The following is a 17,143-nucleotide window of genomic DNA, read 5'->3' as shown; positions in this document are numbered from 1 at the left end:
CTGAAAAGCAAAAACCCCGCATGGGCGGCGGGGCTTTTGTGTTCCTGCAGGCGGCACCTCTACGAACGTTACCCGAGCAGGCGCTCGACGCCTATGGTTATCGCGAGTCCTCCCCCGATCAGCCAGGCATACACAATGGCCCCGGTTACCAGCGCGCGTGGTCCCGCCCGACGAATCTGCGCGATCCGCGTTTCGATGCCCAAGGCGGTCATCGCCATGGTCAACGCGAAGGTGTCGAGCGTGTTCAGCGTGTGGGTCGCGGTATCAGGCAAAACATGCAATGAATTCACGATCACGAGGGCGAGGAAACCGAGCGCGAACCAGGGAATCGCCAGCTTGCGCTTCGTGCCGCTGCCGTCGGTTTGAGCGCTGTTACGCGAGCGGTTCACCCACATGCCGATCACGAGCAGCACCGGCACGAGCAGCATCACGCGCGTCATTTTCACGATGGTCGCGATATGCGTCGCTTCCGGGCTCACGTTGCTGGCCGCGCCCACCACCTGCGCCACTTCGTGGATCGTGCCGCCGAAAAACAGGCCCACGCCCAGCGTATCCAGGTGCAGCCAGCCGAGGTGCAACGCGAGCGGGTAGAGGAACATGGAGAGCGTCCCGAACAGCACGACGCTGCCCACCGCCATCGCGCTTTTATGCGGCTCGGATTGCAAGGTCGATTCGAATGCGAGCACCGCCGCGGCGCCACAGATCGCGCTGCCGGCTGCGGTCAGCAATGCCGTATCGCGGTCGAGCTTCATCAGCGTCATGCCCGCCCATGTGCCGATGGCGAGCGTGCTCACCACCACCAGTACCGATACCGTCAAGCCCGGCAGCCCGACCTGCGCGATTTCCTGGAGGCTTACGCGCAGCCCGAAGAAACCGACGGCGATACGCAGCAGCTTGCGAGCGGAGAAGTTCACGCCTGACGCCCAGCTTTCCGGCATGCCGTCACGCAACGCATTGCCGTAGATCGCGCCGGCAACAATGCCGACGATCAGCGGACTGAGTCCCAGATTCGAGATGAACGGCAGCGCGGCCAATTGCGTGACGGCGGCGGCGAACAGCGCGACGAACAAGATCCCGTTTAGCTGACCGCGCGTTTGACCGCTTGGGGCGGTTGGAGCGGAACGAGATGCGGCAGGAGTGGCGAGGGAATTCACGGTTTTTTCCGTTTTGGATTCGATACGCCAATCCTATTATTGATATATAGATATGAAAAATCGTCATTTAGAATGTAAAATATCCATTTGGCCGATAGTTGAGCGCCAATGACCCCAGACCAACTTATAACCTTCGCCACCGTCGCCGAGCATGCCAACATCAGCCGGGCGGCTGTTGCGCTGCATCTGTCGCAGCCGGCTGTGTCGGGGCAGTTACGCCAGTTGCAGGACGAATTCGGCGAGCCTTTGTATCAGCGCGCTGGCCGTGGAATCCGGCTGACCGCCGCTGGCGAACAGCTCGCGGTTTATGCCACGCGGATCCGGGAGACCGTCGGGCAGGCGCACGCGTACCGGAACGCGCTGCGCGGCCTTGAGCGCGGCACGTTGAGGATTGGCGCGAGCACGACGCCGGCAAGTTACCTGTTGCCTTATCTGATCGCGGAGTTTCATCGGCAGCATCCGGATGTGACGGTTCACACGATCGATGGGAATACGGCTGAGATCGTTGCGGCGCTGGGTTCGCTGGACATCGCGATGATCGAAGGGCCCGTGGGCGCCGATCTGCCGCCGGGAACTGAAGTCGCAGAGTGGCGCGAGGACGAGATCGTGGCGATTGCGCCGCGCGGGCATCCGCTGGCGTCCGTCTCCGGCAGGGTGACGCTGGAAGCGGTATGTGCTCATTCACTGGTTTTACGCGAGGGCGGGTCGGGCGTGCGCCAACTGGTCGAGCGCGCGTGCGCCCGGGCCGGCGCGCAGATGCGGGTCGCGCTGGAAATCGCGGGCGTGGAGGGCGTGAAGGAAGCCGTGCGGGCGGGGATGGGGATTGGTTTCGTATCGGCGATGTCCATGCGCCATGAGGACGGCGCGCTGCTGCGTTTGCGAATCGCCCCGGAGCCGCTGACACGGCGATTTTCGATCCTGATGCCGCACGGAGCAGCAGCGTCGCGGGCGGCGGCGAGGTTTTACGCGCTGTGCGTGGAGGATGGGTCTGAGAAGTGACGATTGCCGCTGATTAGCTCGGCGTGGGCGCGTGAATTTCGGTGAAATCCGATCTGTCACCAACCACGGATACCTGGATCTTGCCCGACGGCAGCGGCCCGGCATCAACCCGGATTCGAAGCTGCCAGCACGCCAACCGTCGGACAGCACAAGCAGATCAGCCACTCTTAGGGAATTCCAGAATAGCGCCCCTTTAGCCCCGGGCGCATTATTCGACGTCACTCAGACGCAGCACGCGTCTTTTTTGAAATTCGTTCTTGGAACCGGTTCCATTGGCCGGTTAAAGGCAAATTCCGCTGTGAAACACGGCAATTCTGAGAATCTGATCAAAAATGATCCGGCTCATGCGACCGTCCCGGTGGTTATCGTGGCGAGCGCATTCGGCCCGGAGATGATCCGCCGCGACGGCCACGCAATCTGGGCGGAAGTGGCGGCAAAAGCAGGCGCGGCGGGTTTCGAAGTGCGCCGCGAATTGTTCTCCGATGAGACCCAATTCCAGTCCGCTTCCCTGTACGAACTCGGTCAGCGAATCCGGGCGGCCGGCATCTGGCCGGTCTATTCCACCCCCGCGACCCTTTTCGACGATACCGGCGCCCTCGATGAAAACGCGATGGAGCAGACCCTGGACGAAGCCGCTGCACTCGATGCGCGCATCGTCAAATTCCAGCTCGGCGGGTCGGAGAGCACCGGCACGGCGACGGATTCCGCGACGCTCGATCGCTTGATCGCCGGTATCCGACATTCCAAGGCGCGGGTCGTCGTCGAGAATGGCCAACTGAAAGCGGGCGGCACAATCGATGCTTTTTCTGCGCTGTTCGACACGCTGGAAAACCGCTCGCATACGCTCTCCATGACCTTCGACACCGGCAACTGGCAATGGGCGCAGCAAGATCCGCTCGAAGCCGCGCGGCGCCTGGCCAAATACGTGGGTTACGTGCACTGCAAGGCGGTGCAGGGCGAAGGCGCGCGACGTTTCGCGACGGCCCCCGCGACCAACGACGCGCACTTCGCCGCGTTGCTGGCTTACTTGCCGGCCGACGTTCCTCGCGGCATCGAATTTCCATTCGATCAAGACAATCTCGCCGCCGATGCTGCGCGCTACGTCAAACAACTTGCATCGACTTGAACATCCCCATCAATGAATGACGAAGGACCGCTTATGACAACCCCTCTCGATGTCGTGACCTACGGCGAAGCCATGACGATGTTCGTCGCCGCCGAGACCGGCGATCTCGCGAAGGTCGGCCAGTTCACCAAGCGCGTGGCCGGCGCGGATCTGAACGTTGCGATCGGTTTGTCGCGGCTCGGCTTCCGGGTCGGCTGGATGAGCCGTGTTGGCCACGATTCGTTCGGCCGATACGTACTCGATGTGCTCGCGCAGGAAGGAATCGACGCGAGTTGCGTGACAATCGACGAGCGTTATCCGACGGCTTTCCAGCTGAAATCGAAGAATGACGACGGCAGCGATCCGGCGATCGAATACTTTCGCAAAGGTTCGGCGGCGAGCCATTTATCGCTCGACGACTATGTCGCCGACTACGTGCTGGGTGCGCGCCACTTGCACCTGACGGGCGTCGCACCGGCTATTTCGGCGACCTCGCGCGAACTTGGGTTTCATATGGCCCGAGAAATGCGCAAGGCGGGCAAGACCATTTCCTTCGATCCGAACCTGCGTCCAACGCTCTGGCCGTCGCGCGAAGCGATGGCTGAGTCGCTGAATGCGCTGGCCGCGCTGGCCGACTGGGTGATGCCGGGCGTCAGCGAAGGCAAGATCCTGACGGGCTTCACGAAGCCGGAGGATATCGCTCGTTTCTATCTGGATCAGGGCGCGAAGGGCGTGGTGGTCAAGCTAGGGGCGCATGGCGCGTACTTCCGCACCGCGGATAACGATGAAGGCACGGTGCCGGCGATCCCCGTCAAAAATGTCGTCGATACCGTTGGCGCGGGCGATGGTTTCGCTGTCGGCGTGGTGAGCGCGCTGCTGGAAGGGTATGACGTGCGCCACGCATTGACACGCGGCAACCGTATCGGCGCGTTGGCGATCCAGGTAATCGGCGACAGCGAAGGTCTGCCGACCCGCAGCGAACTCGATGCGCTGGAACAAGCGGGCGGCAACGGGACGCAAGTCAAAGTCGCGTTGTAGAGGGCCGTCAAAGCCCTTTCATAGCTCCTTCACAGAACAAACGAGCCAGGGACGGAGACAATCATGCAGCCAGCCAGTGCCAATACCCATAAGCCCGCGCTCGCGGTGCGCCGCTGGTGGACGATCATGCCGATCGTGTTCATCACGTACAGCCTCGCATATCTCGACCGTGCGAACTTCGGCTTCGCTTCGGCGGCCGGTATCAATCACGATCTCGGCATCAGCCACGGACTGGCGTCGCTGATCGGCGCGTTGTTCTTCCTCGGCTATTTCTTCTTCCAGATTCCCGGCGCGATCTATGCCGAGCGTCGCAGCGTGAAGAAGCTCGTGTTCGTGAGCCTGATCCTGTGGGGCGGCTGCGCGGCGCTGACGGGCGTGGTCACCAACATCCCTTCGTTGATGGTGCTTCGTTTCATGCTTGGTGTCGTGGAAGCGGCCGTGATGCCCGCGATGCTGATTTTCATCTCCAACTGGTTCACGAAATCCGAGCGCTCGCGTGCCAACACCTTCCTGATCCTCGGCAACCCGGTGACGGTGCTGTGGATGTCGGTGGTATCGGGTTATCTGATCAATTCATTCGGCTGGCGTCATATGTTCGTGGTTGAGGGCGCGCCGGCCATCATCTGGGCGGTGATCTGGTGGTTCATCGTGCAGGACAAGCCGGCGCAAGTTCAATGGCTTTCCGACCAGGAAAAACGCGATCTGGACAACACGCTGCGCGCGGAACAAGCGGCGATCAAACCGGTCAAGAACTATGGCGAGGCGTTCAAATCGCCTGCGGTGATCAAGCTGTCCGCGCAATATTTCTGCTGGAGCATCGGCGTGTACGGTTTCGTGTTGTGGCTGCCGTCGATTCTCAAGAACGCTTCCACGTTCGGCATGGTCGAGACGGGCTGGCTCTCGGCCGTGCCGTATCTCGCGGCCACCATTGCGATGATCGCGGCTTCCTGGGCCTCGGACAAACTCGAACGCCGTAAGTTGTTCGTATGGCCGTTCCTGCTGATTGGCGCGTTCGCTTTCGCAGGATCGTACCTGCTTGGATCGACGAGTTTCTGGGGCTCCTATACTTTGCTCGTGATCGCGGGCGCGGCTATGTACGCGCCTTACGGCCCGTTCTTCGCGATCGTGCCCGAGTTACTGCCCAAAAACGTGGCGGGCGGCGCAATGGCGCTGATCAACAGCATGGGCGCGCTTGGATCTTTCGTCGGATCGTATGTGGTCGGGTATTTGAACGGCGCGACGGGGTCGCCGGCGGCGTCGTATGTGTTCATGAGCGCCGCGCTGGTCGCGGCCGTCATACTGACGCTGATCGTGAAACCGCAGCCGGTCGCGCCCGCCGCTAAACTGGCTACACGTGCTTGAAACGCTTGAGACACGCTTGAGACGTTTGAGAGATCCCCAACCTTCTTGATTCCACAGGACTTGTTTCGATGAAAAAGAAAATCGTCGCGTATAAGCCGTTGCCCGCGGACGTGCTCGCGTATCTGCATGAACACGCGGAGGTCACGACCGTCGACCCGAAGCAGCACGACGTCTTCGTGGCGGCGTTGAAAGAGGCCGATGGCGCGATCGGCGCGGGCGTGCAGATCACGCCGGCCATGCTCGAAGGGGCGACGAAGCTGAAGGCGCTGGCGACGGTGTCGGTGGGTTTCGATGCCTTCGATATCGCCGACCTGAACCTCCGCGGCATCCTGCTCACGAATACGCCGGACGTGCTGACGGAATCGACGGCGGATACGGTCTTCGCGCTGATCCTCGCAAGCGCGCGCCGCGTGGTGGAACTCGCGGAATGGGTGAAGGCGGGCAAGTGGACGAAGAGCATCGGCGAAGACTGTTTTGGTGTCGATGTGCAGGGCAAGACGCTCGGTATCATCGGGTTGGGACGGATTGGCGGCGCGGTCGCGCGGCGCGCGTCGCTCGGCTTCAGAATGAACGTGCTGTACACGAACCGCAGTCCGAATGCGCAGGCTGAACGCGACTACGGCGCGAAGAAGGTCGATCTGGACGCGTTGCTCGCCACCTCCGATTTCGTGCTGCTGCAAGTCCCACTGACCGCTGAAACGCGCAACCTGATCGGCGCCGAGCAACTGAAGAAGATGAAGCGCAGCGCGATCCTGATCAACGCATCGCGCGGACCGACAGTAGATGAAGACGCGCTGATTCAGGCATTGCAGGACGGCACGATCCTTGGCGCGGGCCTCGATGTGTTCGTGGAAGAACCGCTGCCTGCCGACTCGCCATTGCTCAAGCTGAAGAACGTGGTGGCGCTGCCGCATATTGGCTCGGCCACGCATGAAACCCGCCACGCGATGAACAAGAATGCCGCGGAGAACCTGGTCGGCGCGTTGAATGGCACGCTGACGAACAACATGGTGAATCCGGAAGCATTGAAGCGCTGAGCGGCTTGAGGCAAGCTCGCTGCATTGAACAAAGCGCGCCTTGGCGCGCTTTGTTCTTATCGGATGTCGAACGAGAACATGGCAAGAGACAATTTTTCGAATGACCGGCGTGCGACCATCACCGACGTCGCGCGCGAAGCAGGCACCGGCAAGACCAGCATTTCGCGATATTTGAACGGCGAGACGGGCGTGTTGTCGACGCAATTGCGCGAGCGCATAGAAGAGGCAATCGCGAAGCTCGATTACCGTCCGAACCAGATGGCGCGCGGGCTTAAACGCGGGCGCAACCGGCTGGTCGGGATGCTCGTCGCGGACCTGACGAATCCGTACTCGGTCGAGGTACTGCAGGGCGTGGAAGCAGCTTGTCACGCGTACGGTTATATGCCGCTGATCTGCCATGCGGCGAACGAGGTCGATCTGGAGCGGCGATACCTGCAATTACTGAGCACGTATCGTGTGGAAGGCGTGATTGTGAATGCGCTCGGCGTGAAGGAGGAGACGCTGGAAACGCTTGCTCGCGGCGGTGTGCCGGTCGTGCTGGTGGACCGCTCTGTCGACGGGCTCGTGACCGATATGGTCGGGCTGGACAACACTGAAGCGGTACGGATGGCGATCCGTCATCTCGTGAGCCAGGGTTTCGATGAACTGCTGTTTGTCGTCCAGCCGTACGCGCAGGTCAGCTCGCGACGCGTGCGCGAAGCGGCATTTCGTGACACTATCGGCGCGCTCGGCGTTTCTGGCGTGTCAGGCGCCACGATCGTGCTCGATCTGGATAATGACGAAACCCTTGCTGAAATTGACGCGCGTATTGACGCCGCGCAACGGCGGAATCGCCGCGTAGCGCTGTTTGCGGCGAACGCGCCGGTAGCATTGCGGGTCGCGCTGCATCTGAAGGCGCTTCATGGCGCCGACTGGCAGCGGCGGGTGGCGCTGATGAGTATCGATGACTCCGAGTGGGCCGAACTCGCCGGCATGACCACCGTGCGCCAGCCGACCTATACCATAGGCGAGCGCGCCGTCGAGTTCCTGCATGAGCGCATTGAAGGTGCGGTCATGGCGGCGCGAGAATGCCTTCTGCCGGGCGAACTGATCGTGCGGACATCGACATCAGCACCAACAAATAATGGCGGCACATAGTTCTTGAGGGAATTTAATTAATGGTAAGTGCCTTGACGCTGGTCTGTATCACCCTCGCGACGCTGCTGATTGCCGCGTTGCCTATCTGGTTGTATCGCAAGACAAAACCCCGGTTTGGTTTCGAGCGGCGCGACGTGATTGTCGGGATCGCGGTCTTCGCACTGTTTTCGATGGTGATCGAACGTGGCCTGCACGGGCTCGTCCTGAGCCACGCGACCACGGTCGGCTTGCTGATGAATCCGGCCATTTTCGTGGTCTACGGCGCGCTTGCCACGGGTCTGTGCGAAGAAATCGGGCGCTTCATCGGTATGAAATGGCTGATCAGACGCGATCCAGCTTCATTGCAGCGGCCGGGTACGGCGCTCGGCTATGGAATCGGCCACGGCGGGGCCGAAGCGTGGCTCGTCGGCGTGCTGGTGCAACTGCAGTGGATCCTCTACGCGTTGCTCGCCGATCGCGGCATGCTCGATCAATATTTCACGAGCGTCCCGGCCGAGTCGCTGCTGCGGCTGCACGCCGTGCTCGGCAGTCTTACGCCGGAATCCGCCGCGTTGTTCCTGGTCGAGCGGGCGGCGGCGTTCGTGTTCCAGGTGGGGTTGTCGGTGGGAATGTGGCATATGCTGCGCGAGCGTTTCCGCTTCACGCTGCCGTTCATGATTGTTGCGCACGCGCTGATCGCATTGCCGGTTGCGCTGTATCAGGCGCGCTTGATTCCGCTGCTCGCCGCCGACGCCGTGTATCTCGTGTTCGGGTTGATCGTGATGCGCGCACTTCGGCGCTATTTCCTGGGCGTGGCGGCAGCCGCGAATCGAGCCGCGCGCGCGAAGGCGGGGAACTGAGATGGACGACGAATATCAATACGACTGTCCGAGCGCCGATATCGAATTGCTGGCGCGCGTGGTCAGCGACCTGTTCCCGGAGCAGACGCAATTTTCCGAGCGCCCGGGCGACGACGGCCAGCTATCCCTCGTGATTCATTACGTGGCAATGCGCTTCGGTGCAACGGCGCGCCGCATTGCCATCGATATCCGTTTCGATCCCGCCGCGCTCGCGCGTTACAGGGCGATGCCGCCGCGGCTGCACGCGCGTAGCTATGCGGTGCTACGTGCCTATGTGGAAGCCACGCTCGGCTCGCTCGAGGAGATGTACGCGGGCGGAGAAACTGTGCCGCGCACGGTGGAGATCGATATAGGTGAAGATTTCGCGTGAGCCTGGATGCAGCCGGGCCAAGCCCTGCGCTACCTACGCGCTTATCAAGCGCGCTTATAAACCTTCGCGAAACGGGCCGCCTTGACTACCCCGTAGTCGCCCGGCGCGTATTGCATGACCCAGTCGCCCCCTTCGCCGTGAAGCACATCGCCGGCTTCAGAACGCGCGATTGAAAACGCTTCGTGCATTTGTTTCGCCAGGACCGCGACTGGCACGTTCCGGTACGCACCGGCGTGGCCATGCGTGACGCCGTCGTGCGCGACGTACTTGGCATCGAACCGATCCCGCGATACCACCCAGCGCTCGCCGGTAGCGCCCGTGATCAACGCATCGCCGGGAGCATAGCGGTTCGGGCCTTCCAGGCTCATCAGCGAGCCGGGTTCTTCAGCAAACTCGACCGCGACGGTTTCGTCTTTCACCACGCGATGCGCGGCGGGGTCAGCGGTGAGGTCGAGGTGGGTAAGGGTGATTGGCGTCATGCGGATGTCGTGGAAAACGCTGAAACGATAATAATCCGCGATCGTAACGCCAAGCTCCCCGTTATGCATACCGCCATGTGAAAGCGCCCGCATCGAAATCTCGAAGCGGGCGCTTTTTCACGAGCTCACCACGGGCATGACCCGCGTGAAGTCCGGCATTCAGATCAAGCAGTTACCGCAAGCTTACGGCTTGGTGGTCGAAGCACCATCAGCCGCTGCGGCTGCCGGCGCCTTGCGATGCGGCGCGCGGCCTTTATGCGCGCCCGGCTTGCTCGACTGGTGGAAGCTTGCGTCGGCGAGTTTCTTTTGCTCCGGCGAAAGGCTTGCGTACAGCGGCTCGAAAGCCTCGACCAGACGCTTCGTACCGTCCGCGTGTGCTTGCGTGATCTGCTCGTACTGCTTCATGTCGCCGAGCGCGCTTGTGTTGTCGCCCAGCGCAATGCGCTGACGGTACAGATCACCCATTGTGTGGCCGTTGTCGCGCATGACGTCGGCGAACTTGTTCCATTGCTCGTCCTGGGCAGGGGTGATCTTCAGCTTGGCATGCAGTTCCGAAATGCGTTGCTCGACGCGCGCCTCACGCGCCTGGCTGCGTGCCGTATCTGGTGCCGATGCGCCCGCGGGCGCTGCCGGAGCGGACGATTGGGCGAAAGCCGTGGAAAGGGCCAGCGAGGCAGCCAATGCAACGAATGTTTTTTTCATGGGTGACACCTTGGGTCCATTGAGAAGGGGCAAGCAATACACGGAAAAGATAACGTGTGATGTTTGGCCGACGCCGCTATTAATATCACGTTAGCGCACGGTGTTGCTCGGGTTGCCACAACTGCTTACAACCGATACGTCCGCGAAAAAAATGCGATGAAGGAGCAATCCGGGTCCGTAGTGGTAGGAGTTTAACCAACAAGCGAGGGCAGGCGCAGTTTGATGCGCTCGTGTTTTAATGTCTTTGCTTTTTCATGGCTTTGTCATGCTTTGTTACGCGCATGAAGTCGTTCATGATTTCATGCCTCAGTTTCGCTGGTTTAAACAAAATCAAACAAAAGGATCACCCTCCATGCGACCGCCGCGCCTCGATCAGCTCGACGACATCGACCGGAATCTTGTCGCGTCTTTGCAGGTGAATGCCCGCGAAAGCGTGTCCGAGCTTGCGCGTCAACTCGGCATTGCGCGCACGACGGTGATCGCCCGGCTTGCGCGGCTTGAGAAAACCGGCGTGATTGCGGGGTATGGCGTCCGGCTGGGACAAGATGTACTCGATGCCAGTATCCAGGCCTACGTGGGCATCAAACTGGCGCCGAAGTATGGCCGCGACGTGCAGAAGCGCTTCGCCAGGATGCCCGAGATGCAACTGCTCTGCGCGGTGAGCGGCGAGTTCGATTATGTTGCGTGGCTGCGGGCGGATTCCCCCGACCGGCTGAACGATCTGCTCGATGAAATCGGCGGCCTGGAAGGCGTTGAACGCACGACGACATCGATCATTCTCGCCCGCAAGGTTGATCGCGGCGGCCTGGGTTAAAAGATCCGTTCGGCAGAGTTAACCAGGCGATTTCATACAATTTGTCGCATGGGGTCGTCAAAACGTCGAATCTGATAGTCGATTCGCATCATTTTGTGTCTTTTATCAATATTCATGCGCTCCTAAACTGATGGCCGGAGATTGCCTGTTGACCGCCCATCAAGGAGATAAACATGAAAATTGCCCTCATCGGCGCCGGCCTGATTGGCCAGAGCATTGCTCATTTGCTGCGTGAAACCGGCGACTATGAAGTGGTCGTTTTCGACCGCGATGCCCACGCGCTCGAACTGCTTGAAGCGCAGGGTATTCTCACCCGCCGCGTCGATTCCGCCGATGCGAACGCACTGCGTCTCGCGCTGCAAGGCTTCGACGCACTCCTCAACGCGATGCCGTATTACCTCGCCGTGACCGTCGCCACGGCGGCGAAAGCGGCCGGCGTGCATTACTTCGACCTGACTGAAGACGTGCGGGCAACCCACGCGATCCGCGCGATCGCCGACAATTCCAGCCACGCCTTCATGCCGCAATGCGGCCTGGCGCCGGGGTTCATCGGCATCGTGGCGCACGATCTGGCGAAGCGCTTCGCCGAGGTGCGTGAGGTCAAGATGCGGGTTGGCGCGTTGCCTGAGTTTCCGACCAACGCGTTGAAATACAACCTGACCTGGAGCATCGATGGTTTGATCAACGAGTATTGCCAGCCGTGCGAGGCTATCCGTGACGGCAGTACGCAATGGGTGCAGCCGCTGGAAGGGCTGGAGCATTTTTCACTCGATGGCACCGAGTACGAGGCGTTCAATACATCGGGCGGCCTGGGTACGCTATGCGAAACGCTGGCCGGCAAGGTGGAGACGCTGGATTACAAGTCGGTGCGGTATCCCGGGCATCGCGAGCTGATGAAGTTCCTGCTCGACGACTTGCGCATGTCGAGTGATCGCGACGGCCTGAAGGCGATGTTGCGGCGTGCCATACCGGCTACGGCGCAGGACGTCGTGCTGGTATTCGTCACGGCAACAGGCATGCGCGACGGGCGCCTTGTGCAAGACGTATTCACGCGCAAGATCTTCGCGAAGAACGTATGCGGCGTGCCAATGAGCGCGATCCAGATCACGACCGCCGGCGCGATCTGCGCGGAACTCGATCTGTTCCGTGAAGGCATGTTGCCGCAGAGCGGCTTTATCCGGCAGGAGCAGGTGCCGCTGGAAGCGTTTTTGGCGAACCGGTTCGGACAGTTGTACGAAGGCGCGAGCACGCTGGGCGTTGTCCGGCAACTAGAGGCTGCCTGAGGCTTCGCTCGGTCTGCCGGTTTTGAGCGTGGGGCGAAGCGAGCGGTCATCCATCTCTTTGCCTGACCAAACCCGGTAGACCGGCAGATCAACTTCTCCTGTATTGATTCATCAGCGGCGTCGACGTAATGCCATGCAGGATCACCGACGCCGCGATCACTCCCAGCACCAGCGGTGCAAGCATTTCGGCAACGCTGCGAGGCGCATGCTCTAAAGCGTACGTCAGGTAATAAAACGACCCAACGCCGCGAATCCCGAACCAGCTGGTGAGCAAGCGCTGCGAGCGCGTCGCCGATGAACCCAGCAACGAAGCCTGCACAGACACTGGCCGGGCCACGAAAAACAACAGCCCGATTACCGCGGCGCCATGCCACGTAAACAGCCGGTCCCAAACATTGGCGAGCACGCTGCCTACCATCAGCATCACCGCGACTTCCGCGATTCGCTCGAGTTCTATCGTGAAGCCGAGGACCCGTTCCGCGACAAACGCATGCGCTCGATCAGGATCGGAGGCGGTGGCGCCAACGTCCTCGGTATCGATCACACCCACCGCTTCATGCGCCGACTTGTCACCGCTGGCCTTTTGCTCGACACGCCGCATCGCGAGGCCCGCCGCGAACACGGCCAGGAACGCATATGTGTGGATCAATTCGGCGACGCCATACGCGAGCGCGATCAAGCCCAGCGCATAAAAACCTTCGGGTCCGAGAGCCAGGCCATGGCGAGTGCGCAGCCACGCAATCAGCCGTACCGCGAGGTCTCCCAGCAGCCAGCCCACGGCCAACGCACCGGCGACACCCCAGAGGGCATCGCCGGCGAAATGCCAGCTCAGCGCCTGCTGTGGCGATACCTCATAGTTGCATACCGCGATTCCCAGCAACGCAAACGGCAGCGCAATGCCGTCGTTCAAACCGCCTTCGCCGGTGAGCGAGAAGCGCAGCAAGTCGACATCGCCGGGAACCTGCACTTGCACGTCATGGGCGAGCACGGGATCGGTGGGGGCAAGCATCGCGGCGATGAGTAATGCAGGTCCCCAGTTCATATGCAGCAGATAGACGCCTGCCAGCGTCATGATGGCGACCGTTGCCACCATCGCGACCAAACCGAGGCGCAGGGGCAAGAGCCAGATGCGGTCGGTGGGCGGCACCCGCAGACGCAACCCGATCGCGAACAGCGACACGAGCATGGCGACTTCGGTGATCCGGCGCAGCAGGGTGGCTTCGCCCAGCAGATCGATCTTCAGCAGGCCGATGCCAAACGGACCCAGCCCGAAACCGATGGCGAGATACACCATGGCGCTGCTGATCGGCAGTTGTTTGAACGTCGAACTGGCAAGCCCCATGAAAATGAGAACACCGCCAACGACGAGAAACCATATCGTTTCGGTCATGAGAGCCTGAGGTAAATGCAGCGTACCCGAACAGGAGCAAGAGGCATGCCACAGGCTTTGCCGTTATGGCATCGCCGAAACGCTTCGGCCCTGCGTTACAGCATGCGCCGCAATGTGCCGTCCTTGAGCACTACATGATGTCCGATCGCCGCTAACGCGTGCGCGCCGATGACCCAGTAGAACAAATTCCCTAGAAACTCATGGGCTTCCTTGATGACGGGCCGTGCGACCGGATCGGCACCGACGAGCTGTATCTGCCAGCCCAGCCCGGCGAGCGTCACCGGATGCCCGCCCAGGTTGATCATCAGGATTCCGAGTAAAGGCTGCGCAAAAATGAACACATACAGCGCGAGGTGGACCAGGCGAGCAAGGAAAGTGAGCACGCGAGCGTCGGCGATCTCCGCGGGTGCGCCGTGCCACAAGCGCCATGCCAGGCGGAGCACAGCCAGCGATAACACCAGCGTGCCGCACCAGAAATGCACGTTACTCCAGAAAATGCGGCTGTCGCTACCTTTGGGTCCTCGGATCTCGATGGCGAAATAAGCCAGCGCGATCAGGACGACAATGGCCCAATGAAAGAAAATCGAGGGCTTCGAATAGCGTTCCAGTCCTGGTGTATTCGGGGTGGTTGATCCAGCGGGCATGCAGTTCTCCGGTATGTTTCATTGAGCGGTTCCGCCCGTGGCACGAGCATGCAATGAACGGATAATGGCGTACGCATATTCCATCGCTCTTTCCATCGATCCTTCCATCGATCCGGCGTGAGGATGTCAAATCGCTACAGTTCGAGCGGATGGCTGAGTAAGATCACGCGAACGTACGCATCAACCGATGCTCGCCGCCCCGGGCTCATGTGTCAACGCGCCAACGAGACAACGAACTTTCCGATCCGCCGTGAAACGTAAAATGCCCGCGCTGAATGCGCTCAAAGCCTTCGAGGCGGCCGGTACCACCGGCAGCTTCACCCGTGCAGCCGCGCTGCTCAACGTCACGCAAAGCGCGGTCAGCCGGCAGGTCCGGCAACTTGAGGAGCAGCTTGGCGAGACGTTGTTTTCCCGCCGTCATCAGCATCTCGTTCTCACGCCGAGCGGTCGCGTGCTGCTGCGCGCGTTGCAACAATCCTTCGACAAGATCGAACTGACGGTCCGCGCGATCGGCCAGAAAAATGATGTCAACCGCTTGCGCATCAATGTCCCGCCGACCTTTGCCGCGCGCTGGCTGGTGCCGCGCCTCGGGCGCCTGCGCGAGGCGTTTCCGCAACTCGACCTGAGCATTACCACGCGTGTGGACGATGGCCTCACGGATTCGAACCGGCTCGACTGCGCGGTGCGTTTCGGCGATGGCGAATGGAATAACCTTGAAAGTACCTTGCTGATGCACGAGCGGCATATCGCGGTGGCGGCGCCCGCGTTGCTGGATCGTGAAGGCGTGGATACGCCTGTGGAGCTGAACCGCTTCACCTTGCTGCATGTTCTATCGGGCGAAGATCAGCGGTATCTGACCTGGCAACACTGGCTGGACGCCGCGCGGATTGAAGGCGTGGACACGGACAACGGTCACGAATTCGACCTGCTCGATTTATCGATACAAGCCGCTGTTGACGGCATGGGCATCACCATTGCCGATCGTCACATGATTGCGGCCGAACTGGCGTCCGGGCAATTGCGGCAAGTGCTGGACGTGGAGGTGGAAGGGCGCCAGTCGTACTGGTTCGTGCTGCGTCCCGAGCAGCGTGCAAGCGGGACGCAGCGGCTTTTCCAGCAGTGGCTTCAGGCCGAGGCGGCGGCCAGCGCTTCGCGTTGAACGAAGGTGGGCGTGGCGGCATCGGCGAGAATCATTTGCGCGCCTTTTTCAGCCACCATCATCACGGGTGCATTGATATTGCCGGACGTGACGTTCGGGAAAATGGACGCATCGACGATCCGCAATGCCTCGATGCCATGTACGCGCAGACGGTCATCCACTACCGCGGTCCGCGGGTCCGGGCCCATCGCGCATGATCCGCACAGGTGATAGATCGAGCCGCTGTTCTCGCGGAAATACTGCAGCATGGCAGCGTCGTCGCCATCGGGCACGACTGACGCGCCCGGCAGCGTTTCTTCCACCGTGACCGCGCGCAACGCCGGGGCCTGCATGATCGAACGGATTAGCTGGCTTCCCTGGATCACTTCATCTATATCCTTTTGCGTCGTCAGATAATTCGCGTGAATCAACGCGGCGTCGTTTGCATTCGCCGACGCGATCTCGATCGATCCGCGGCTCGTCGGCCGGCACGGATTGAACGCGAGCAGGAAGCCGGGATACGGCTCGGGCGTGAGCTGCGAGCGGTTCGATTTCGGAATCCGATACGACAACGGATTGAAGTAAAGCTGCAGGTTCGCGAGCGGGCTGGCCGGGTCGGTGCTGAAGAATCCACCGGCCTGATTCACGCTCATCGCAAGCGGCCCTTTGCGCGTCAACAGATATTGCAGACCGAGCTTCAGCTTGCCGAGCAGCGAACCGAAATCGCCATTCAGCGTAGGCATGTTCGCGCGATAGTAGTAGCTCGCGCAGAGATGATCCTGCAGGTTCCGGCCGACGGCGGGAAGCGCATGCAGGACGGGAATCCCGTGGCGCTCAAGCAGTGCCTTCGGACCGATGCCCGAGAGTTGCAGCAGCTTTGGCGTGTCAACCGCACCCGCGCACAAAAGCACTTCGCGCGCGGCGTGGAAAGTCTTCTTGACGCCGTTCTGCGATACCTCGACGCCCTTGGCACGCAGTCCGTCAAACAGTACGCGCGAAGTCAGCGCGTGATGTTCGATATGCACGTTCGAGCGCTTCAGCGCCGGTTCCAGATACGCCACGTTGCTCGACGCACGCTGGCCTTTGTGGGTGTTTACATCGTAGACGCCGGCACCTTCGATCTTCGCGCCGTTGAAGTCGTCGTTGTGCGGAATCTTGAGTTCATCGCAGGCATCGAGGAAGTGACGCGTGATGGCGTGAATACCACGTTTCATCGATGTCACGTGGATCGGGCCGCTCGCGCCATGCACGGCAGTGTCCCCGGCCTCGTGTGTTTCCAGCTTGCGGAAATACGGCAGCACGTCCTTGTACGACCAGCCAGCGTTTCCCGCAGCGGCCCAGTCGTCGAAATCGCGCGGTGCGCCACGCACGTAGATCATCGCGTTGATGGAGCCCGAGCCGCCTTGCACCTTGCCGCGCGGTGCATAGATTTTCCGGTCCGCCAACTGTGCTTCCGGCTCGGTGTAATACATCCAGTTGCAGGCCGGATCGTAGTAGGTCTTGGCAAACCCGACTGGAATCTTGAACCAGAACGAATCGGCCTTGCCACCCGCTTCGAGTACAAGCACGGAGTATTGTCCCGACGCGGACAGCCGCTCGGCGAGAATGCAGCCAGCCGATCCCGCGCCAACGATGATGTAGTCGTAAGTCAT

The 17,143-nt window shown here is 61.1% G+C and carries 17 protein-coding genes; 11 read left to right on the top strand and 6 right to left on the bottom strand.

The window, feature by feature from the left end:
* Window positions 1-68 precede the first annotated feature (68 nt).
* Window positions 69-1,154, bottom strand: a complete 1,086-nt coding sequence (locus HB376_RS00375) for a putative sulfate exporter family transporter (protein ID WP_213761467.1) — start codon at window positions 1,152-1,154, stop codon at window positions 69-71.
* A 108-nt stretch (window positions 1,155-1,262) separates the two neighbouring features.
* Here HB376_RS00375 and HB376_RS00370 point away from each other — a divergent pair, with 108 nt between their 5' ends.
* From HB376_RS00370 to HB376_RS00335, 8 genes are all read left to right on the top strand, one after another.
* Entirely contained in the window at window positions 1,263-2,153 is an 891-nt protein-coding gene (locus HB376_RS00370) for a LysR family transcriptional regulator (protein ID WP_213761466.1), read from the top strand.
* Between the two features lie 391 nt (window positions 2,154-2,544).
* Complete coding sequence (locus HB376_RS00365) at window positions 2,545-3,279, top strand: TIM barrel protein (RefSeq protein WP_213761873.1); 735 nt, start codon at window positions 2,545-2,547, stop codon at window positions 3,277-3,279.
* Window positions 3,280-3,312: 33 nt separating this feature from the next.
* The gene (locus HB376_RS00360; RefSeq protein WP_213761465.1) at window positions 3,313-4,296 is read left to right on the top strand and encodes a sugar kinase; all 984 of its coding nucleotides are present in this window, start codon (window positions 3,313-3,315) and stop codon (window positions 4,294-4,296) included.
* A 63-nt stretch (window positions 4,297-4,359) separates the two neighbouring features.
* Window positions 4,360-5,658, top strand: coding sequence for an MFS transporter (locus tag HB376_RS00355; RefSeq protein WP_213761464.1), 1,299 nt, complete (start codon window positions 4,360-4,362; stop codon window positions 5,656-5,658).
* Window positions 5,659-5,726: 68 nt separating this feature from the next.
* Window positions 5,727-6,695, top strand: a complete 969-nt coding sequence (locus tag HB376_RS00350) for an NAD(P)-dependent oxidoreductase (protein ID WP_213761463.1) — start codon at window positions 5,727-5,729, stop codon at window positions 6,693-6,695.
* 78 nt (window positions 6,696-6,773) lie between these two features.
* Window positions 6,774-7,832 carry a LacI family DNA-binding transcriptional regulator gene (locus HB376_RS00345; protein ID WP_213761462.1) on the top strand — a complete coding sequence of 353 codons (1,059 nt, stop codon included), beginning with the start codon at window positions 6,774-6,776 and terminating at the stop codon, window positions 7,830-7,832.
* A gap of 20 nt (window positions 7,833-7,852) precedes the next feature.
* Window positions 7,853-8,671 carry a YhfC family intramembrane metalloprotease gene (locus HB376_RS00340; protein WP_213761461.1) on the top strand — a complete coding sequence of 273 codons (819 nt, stop codon included), beginning with the start codon at window positions 7,853-7,855 and terminating at the stop codon, window positions 8,669-8,671.
* A 1-nt stretch (window position 8,672) separates the two neighbouring features.
* The gene (locus HB376_RS00335) at window positions 8,673-9,041 is read left to right on the top strand and encodes a DUF3022 domain-containing protein (protein ID WP_089163775.1); all 369 of its coding nucleotides are present in this window, start codon (window positions 8,673-8,675) and stop codon (window positions 9,039-9,041) included.
* Between the two features lie 44 nt (window positions 9,042-9,085).
* Here HB376_RS00335 and HB376_RS00330 read toward each other — a convergent pair whose 3' ends face one another.
* A complete protein-coding gene (locus tag HB376_RS00330; RefSeq protein WP_213761460.1) occupies window positions 9,086-9,520 on the bottom strand; it encodes a PGDYG domain-containing protein in 435 nt (144 codons plus the stop codon).
* 183 nt (window positions 9,521-9,703) lie between these two features.
* Entirely contained in the window at window positions 9,704-10,222 is a 519-nt protein-coding gene (locus HB376_RS00325; RefSeq protein WP_213761459.1) for a Spy/CpxP family protein refolding chaperone, read from the bottom strand.
* Between the two features lie 352 nt (window positions 10,223-10,574).
* Here HB376_RS00325 and HB376_RS00320 point away from each other — a divergent pair, with 352 nt between their 5' ends.
* Together HB376_RS00320 and HB376_RS00315 are read left to right on the top strand one after the other, a co-directional pair.
* Entirely contained in the window at window positions 10,575-11,036 is a 462-nt protein-coding gene (locus HB376_RS00320; RefSeq protein WP_031356349.1) for an Lrp/AsnC family transcriptional regulator, read from the top strand.
* 173 nt (window positions 11,037-11,209) lie between these two features.
* A complete protein-coding gene (locus HB376_RS00315; protein ID WP_213761458.1) occupies window positions 11,210-12,319 on the top strand; it encodes a saccharopine dehydrogenase C-terminal domain-containing protein in 1,110 nt (369 codons plus the stop codon).
* A gap of 88 nt (window positions 12,320-12,407) precedes the next feature.
* On the opposite strand, the gene HB376_RS00310 is transcribed toward HB376_RS00315, so the two are convergent.
* Window positions 12,408-13,709: a cation:proton antiporter gene (locus HB376_RS00310; RefSeq protein WP_213761457.1), complete on the bottom strand. Its 1,302-nt coding sequence runs from the start codon at window positions 13,707-13,709 to the stop codon at window positions 12,408-12,410.
* A 95-nt stretch (window positions 13,710-13,804) separates the two neighbouring features.
* A complete protein-coding gene (locus tag HB376_RS00305; protein ID WP_213761456.1) occupies window positions 13,805-14,353 on the bottom strand; it encodes a cytochrome b in 549 nt (182 codons plus the stop codon).
* Between the two features lie 262 nt (window positions 14,354-14,615).
* On the opposite strand from HB376_RS00305, the gene HB376_RS00300 reads away from it, so the two are divergent.
* Complete coding sequence (locus HB376_RS00300; protein WP_213761872.1) at window positions 14,616-15,512, top strand: LysR substrate-binding domain-containing protein; 897 nt, start codon at window positions 14,616-14,618, stop codon at window positions 15,510-15,512.
* Here HB376_RS00300 and HB376_RS00295 read toward each other — a convergent pair.
* On the bottom strand, window positions 15,479-17,143 hold the full coding sequence (locus HB376_RS00295) for a GMC family oxidoreductase N-terminal domain-containing protein (protein WP_213761455.1): 1,665 nt from the start codon (window positions 17,141-17,143) through the stop codon (window positions 15,479-15,481). The two genes, HB376_RS00300 and HB376_RS00295, sit on opposite strands and share 34 nt — an antisense overlap.

This window comes from Caballeronia sp. dw_19, from assembly GCF_018449515.1.
Taxonomy (GTDB): domain Bacteria; phylum Pseudomonadota; class Gammaproteobacteria; order Burkholderiales; family Burkholderiaceae; genus Caballeronia.
Note: the sequence above shows the minus strand (reverse complement) of the source record. Positions and strands in the feature narration are given on the sequence as shown.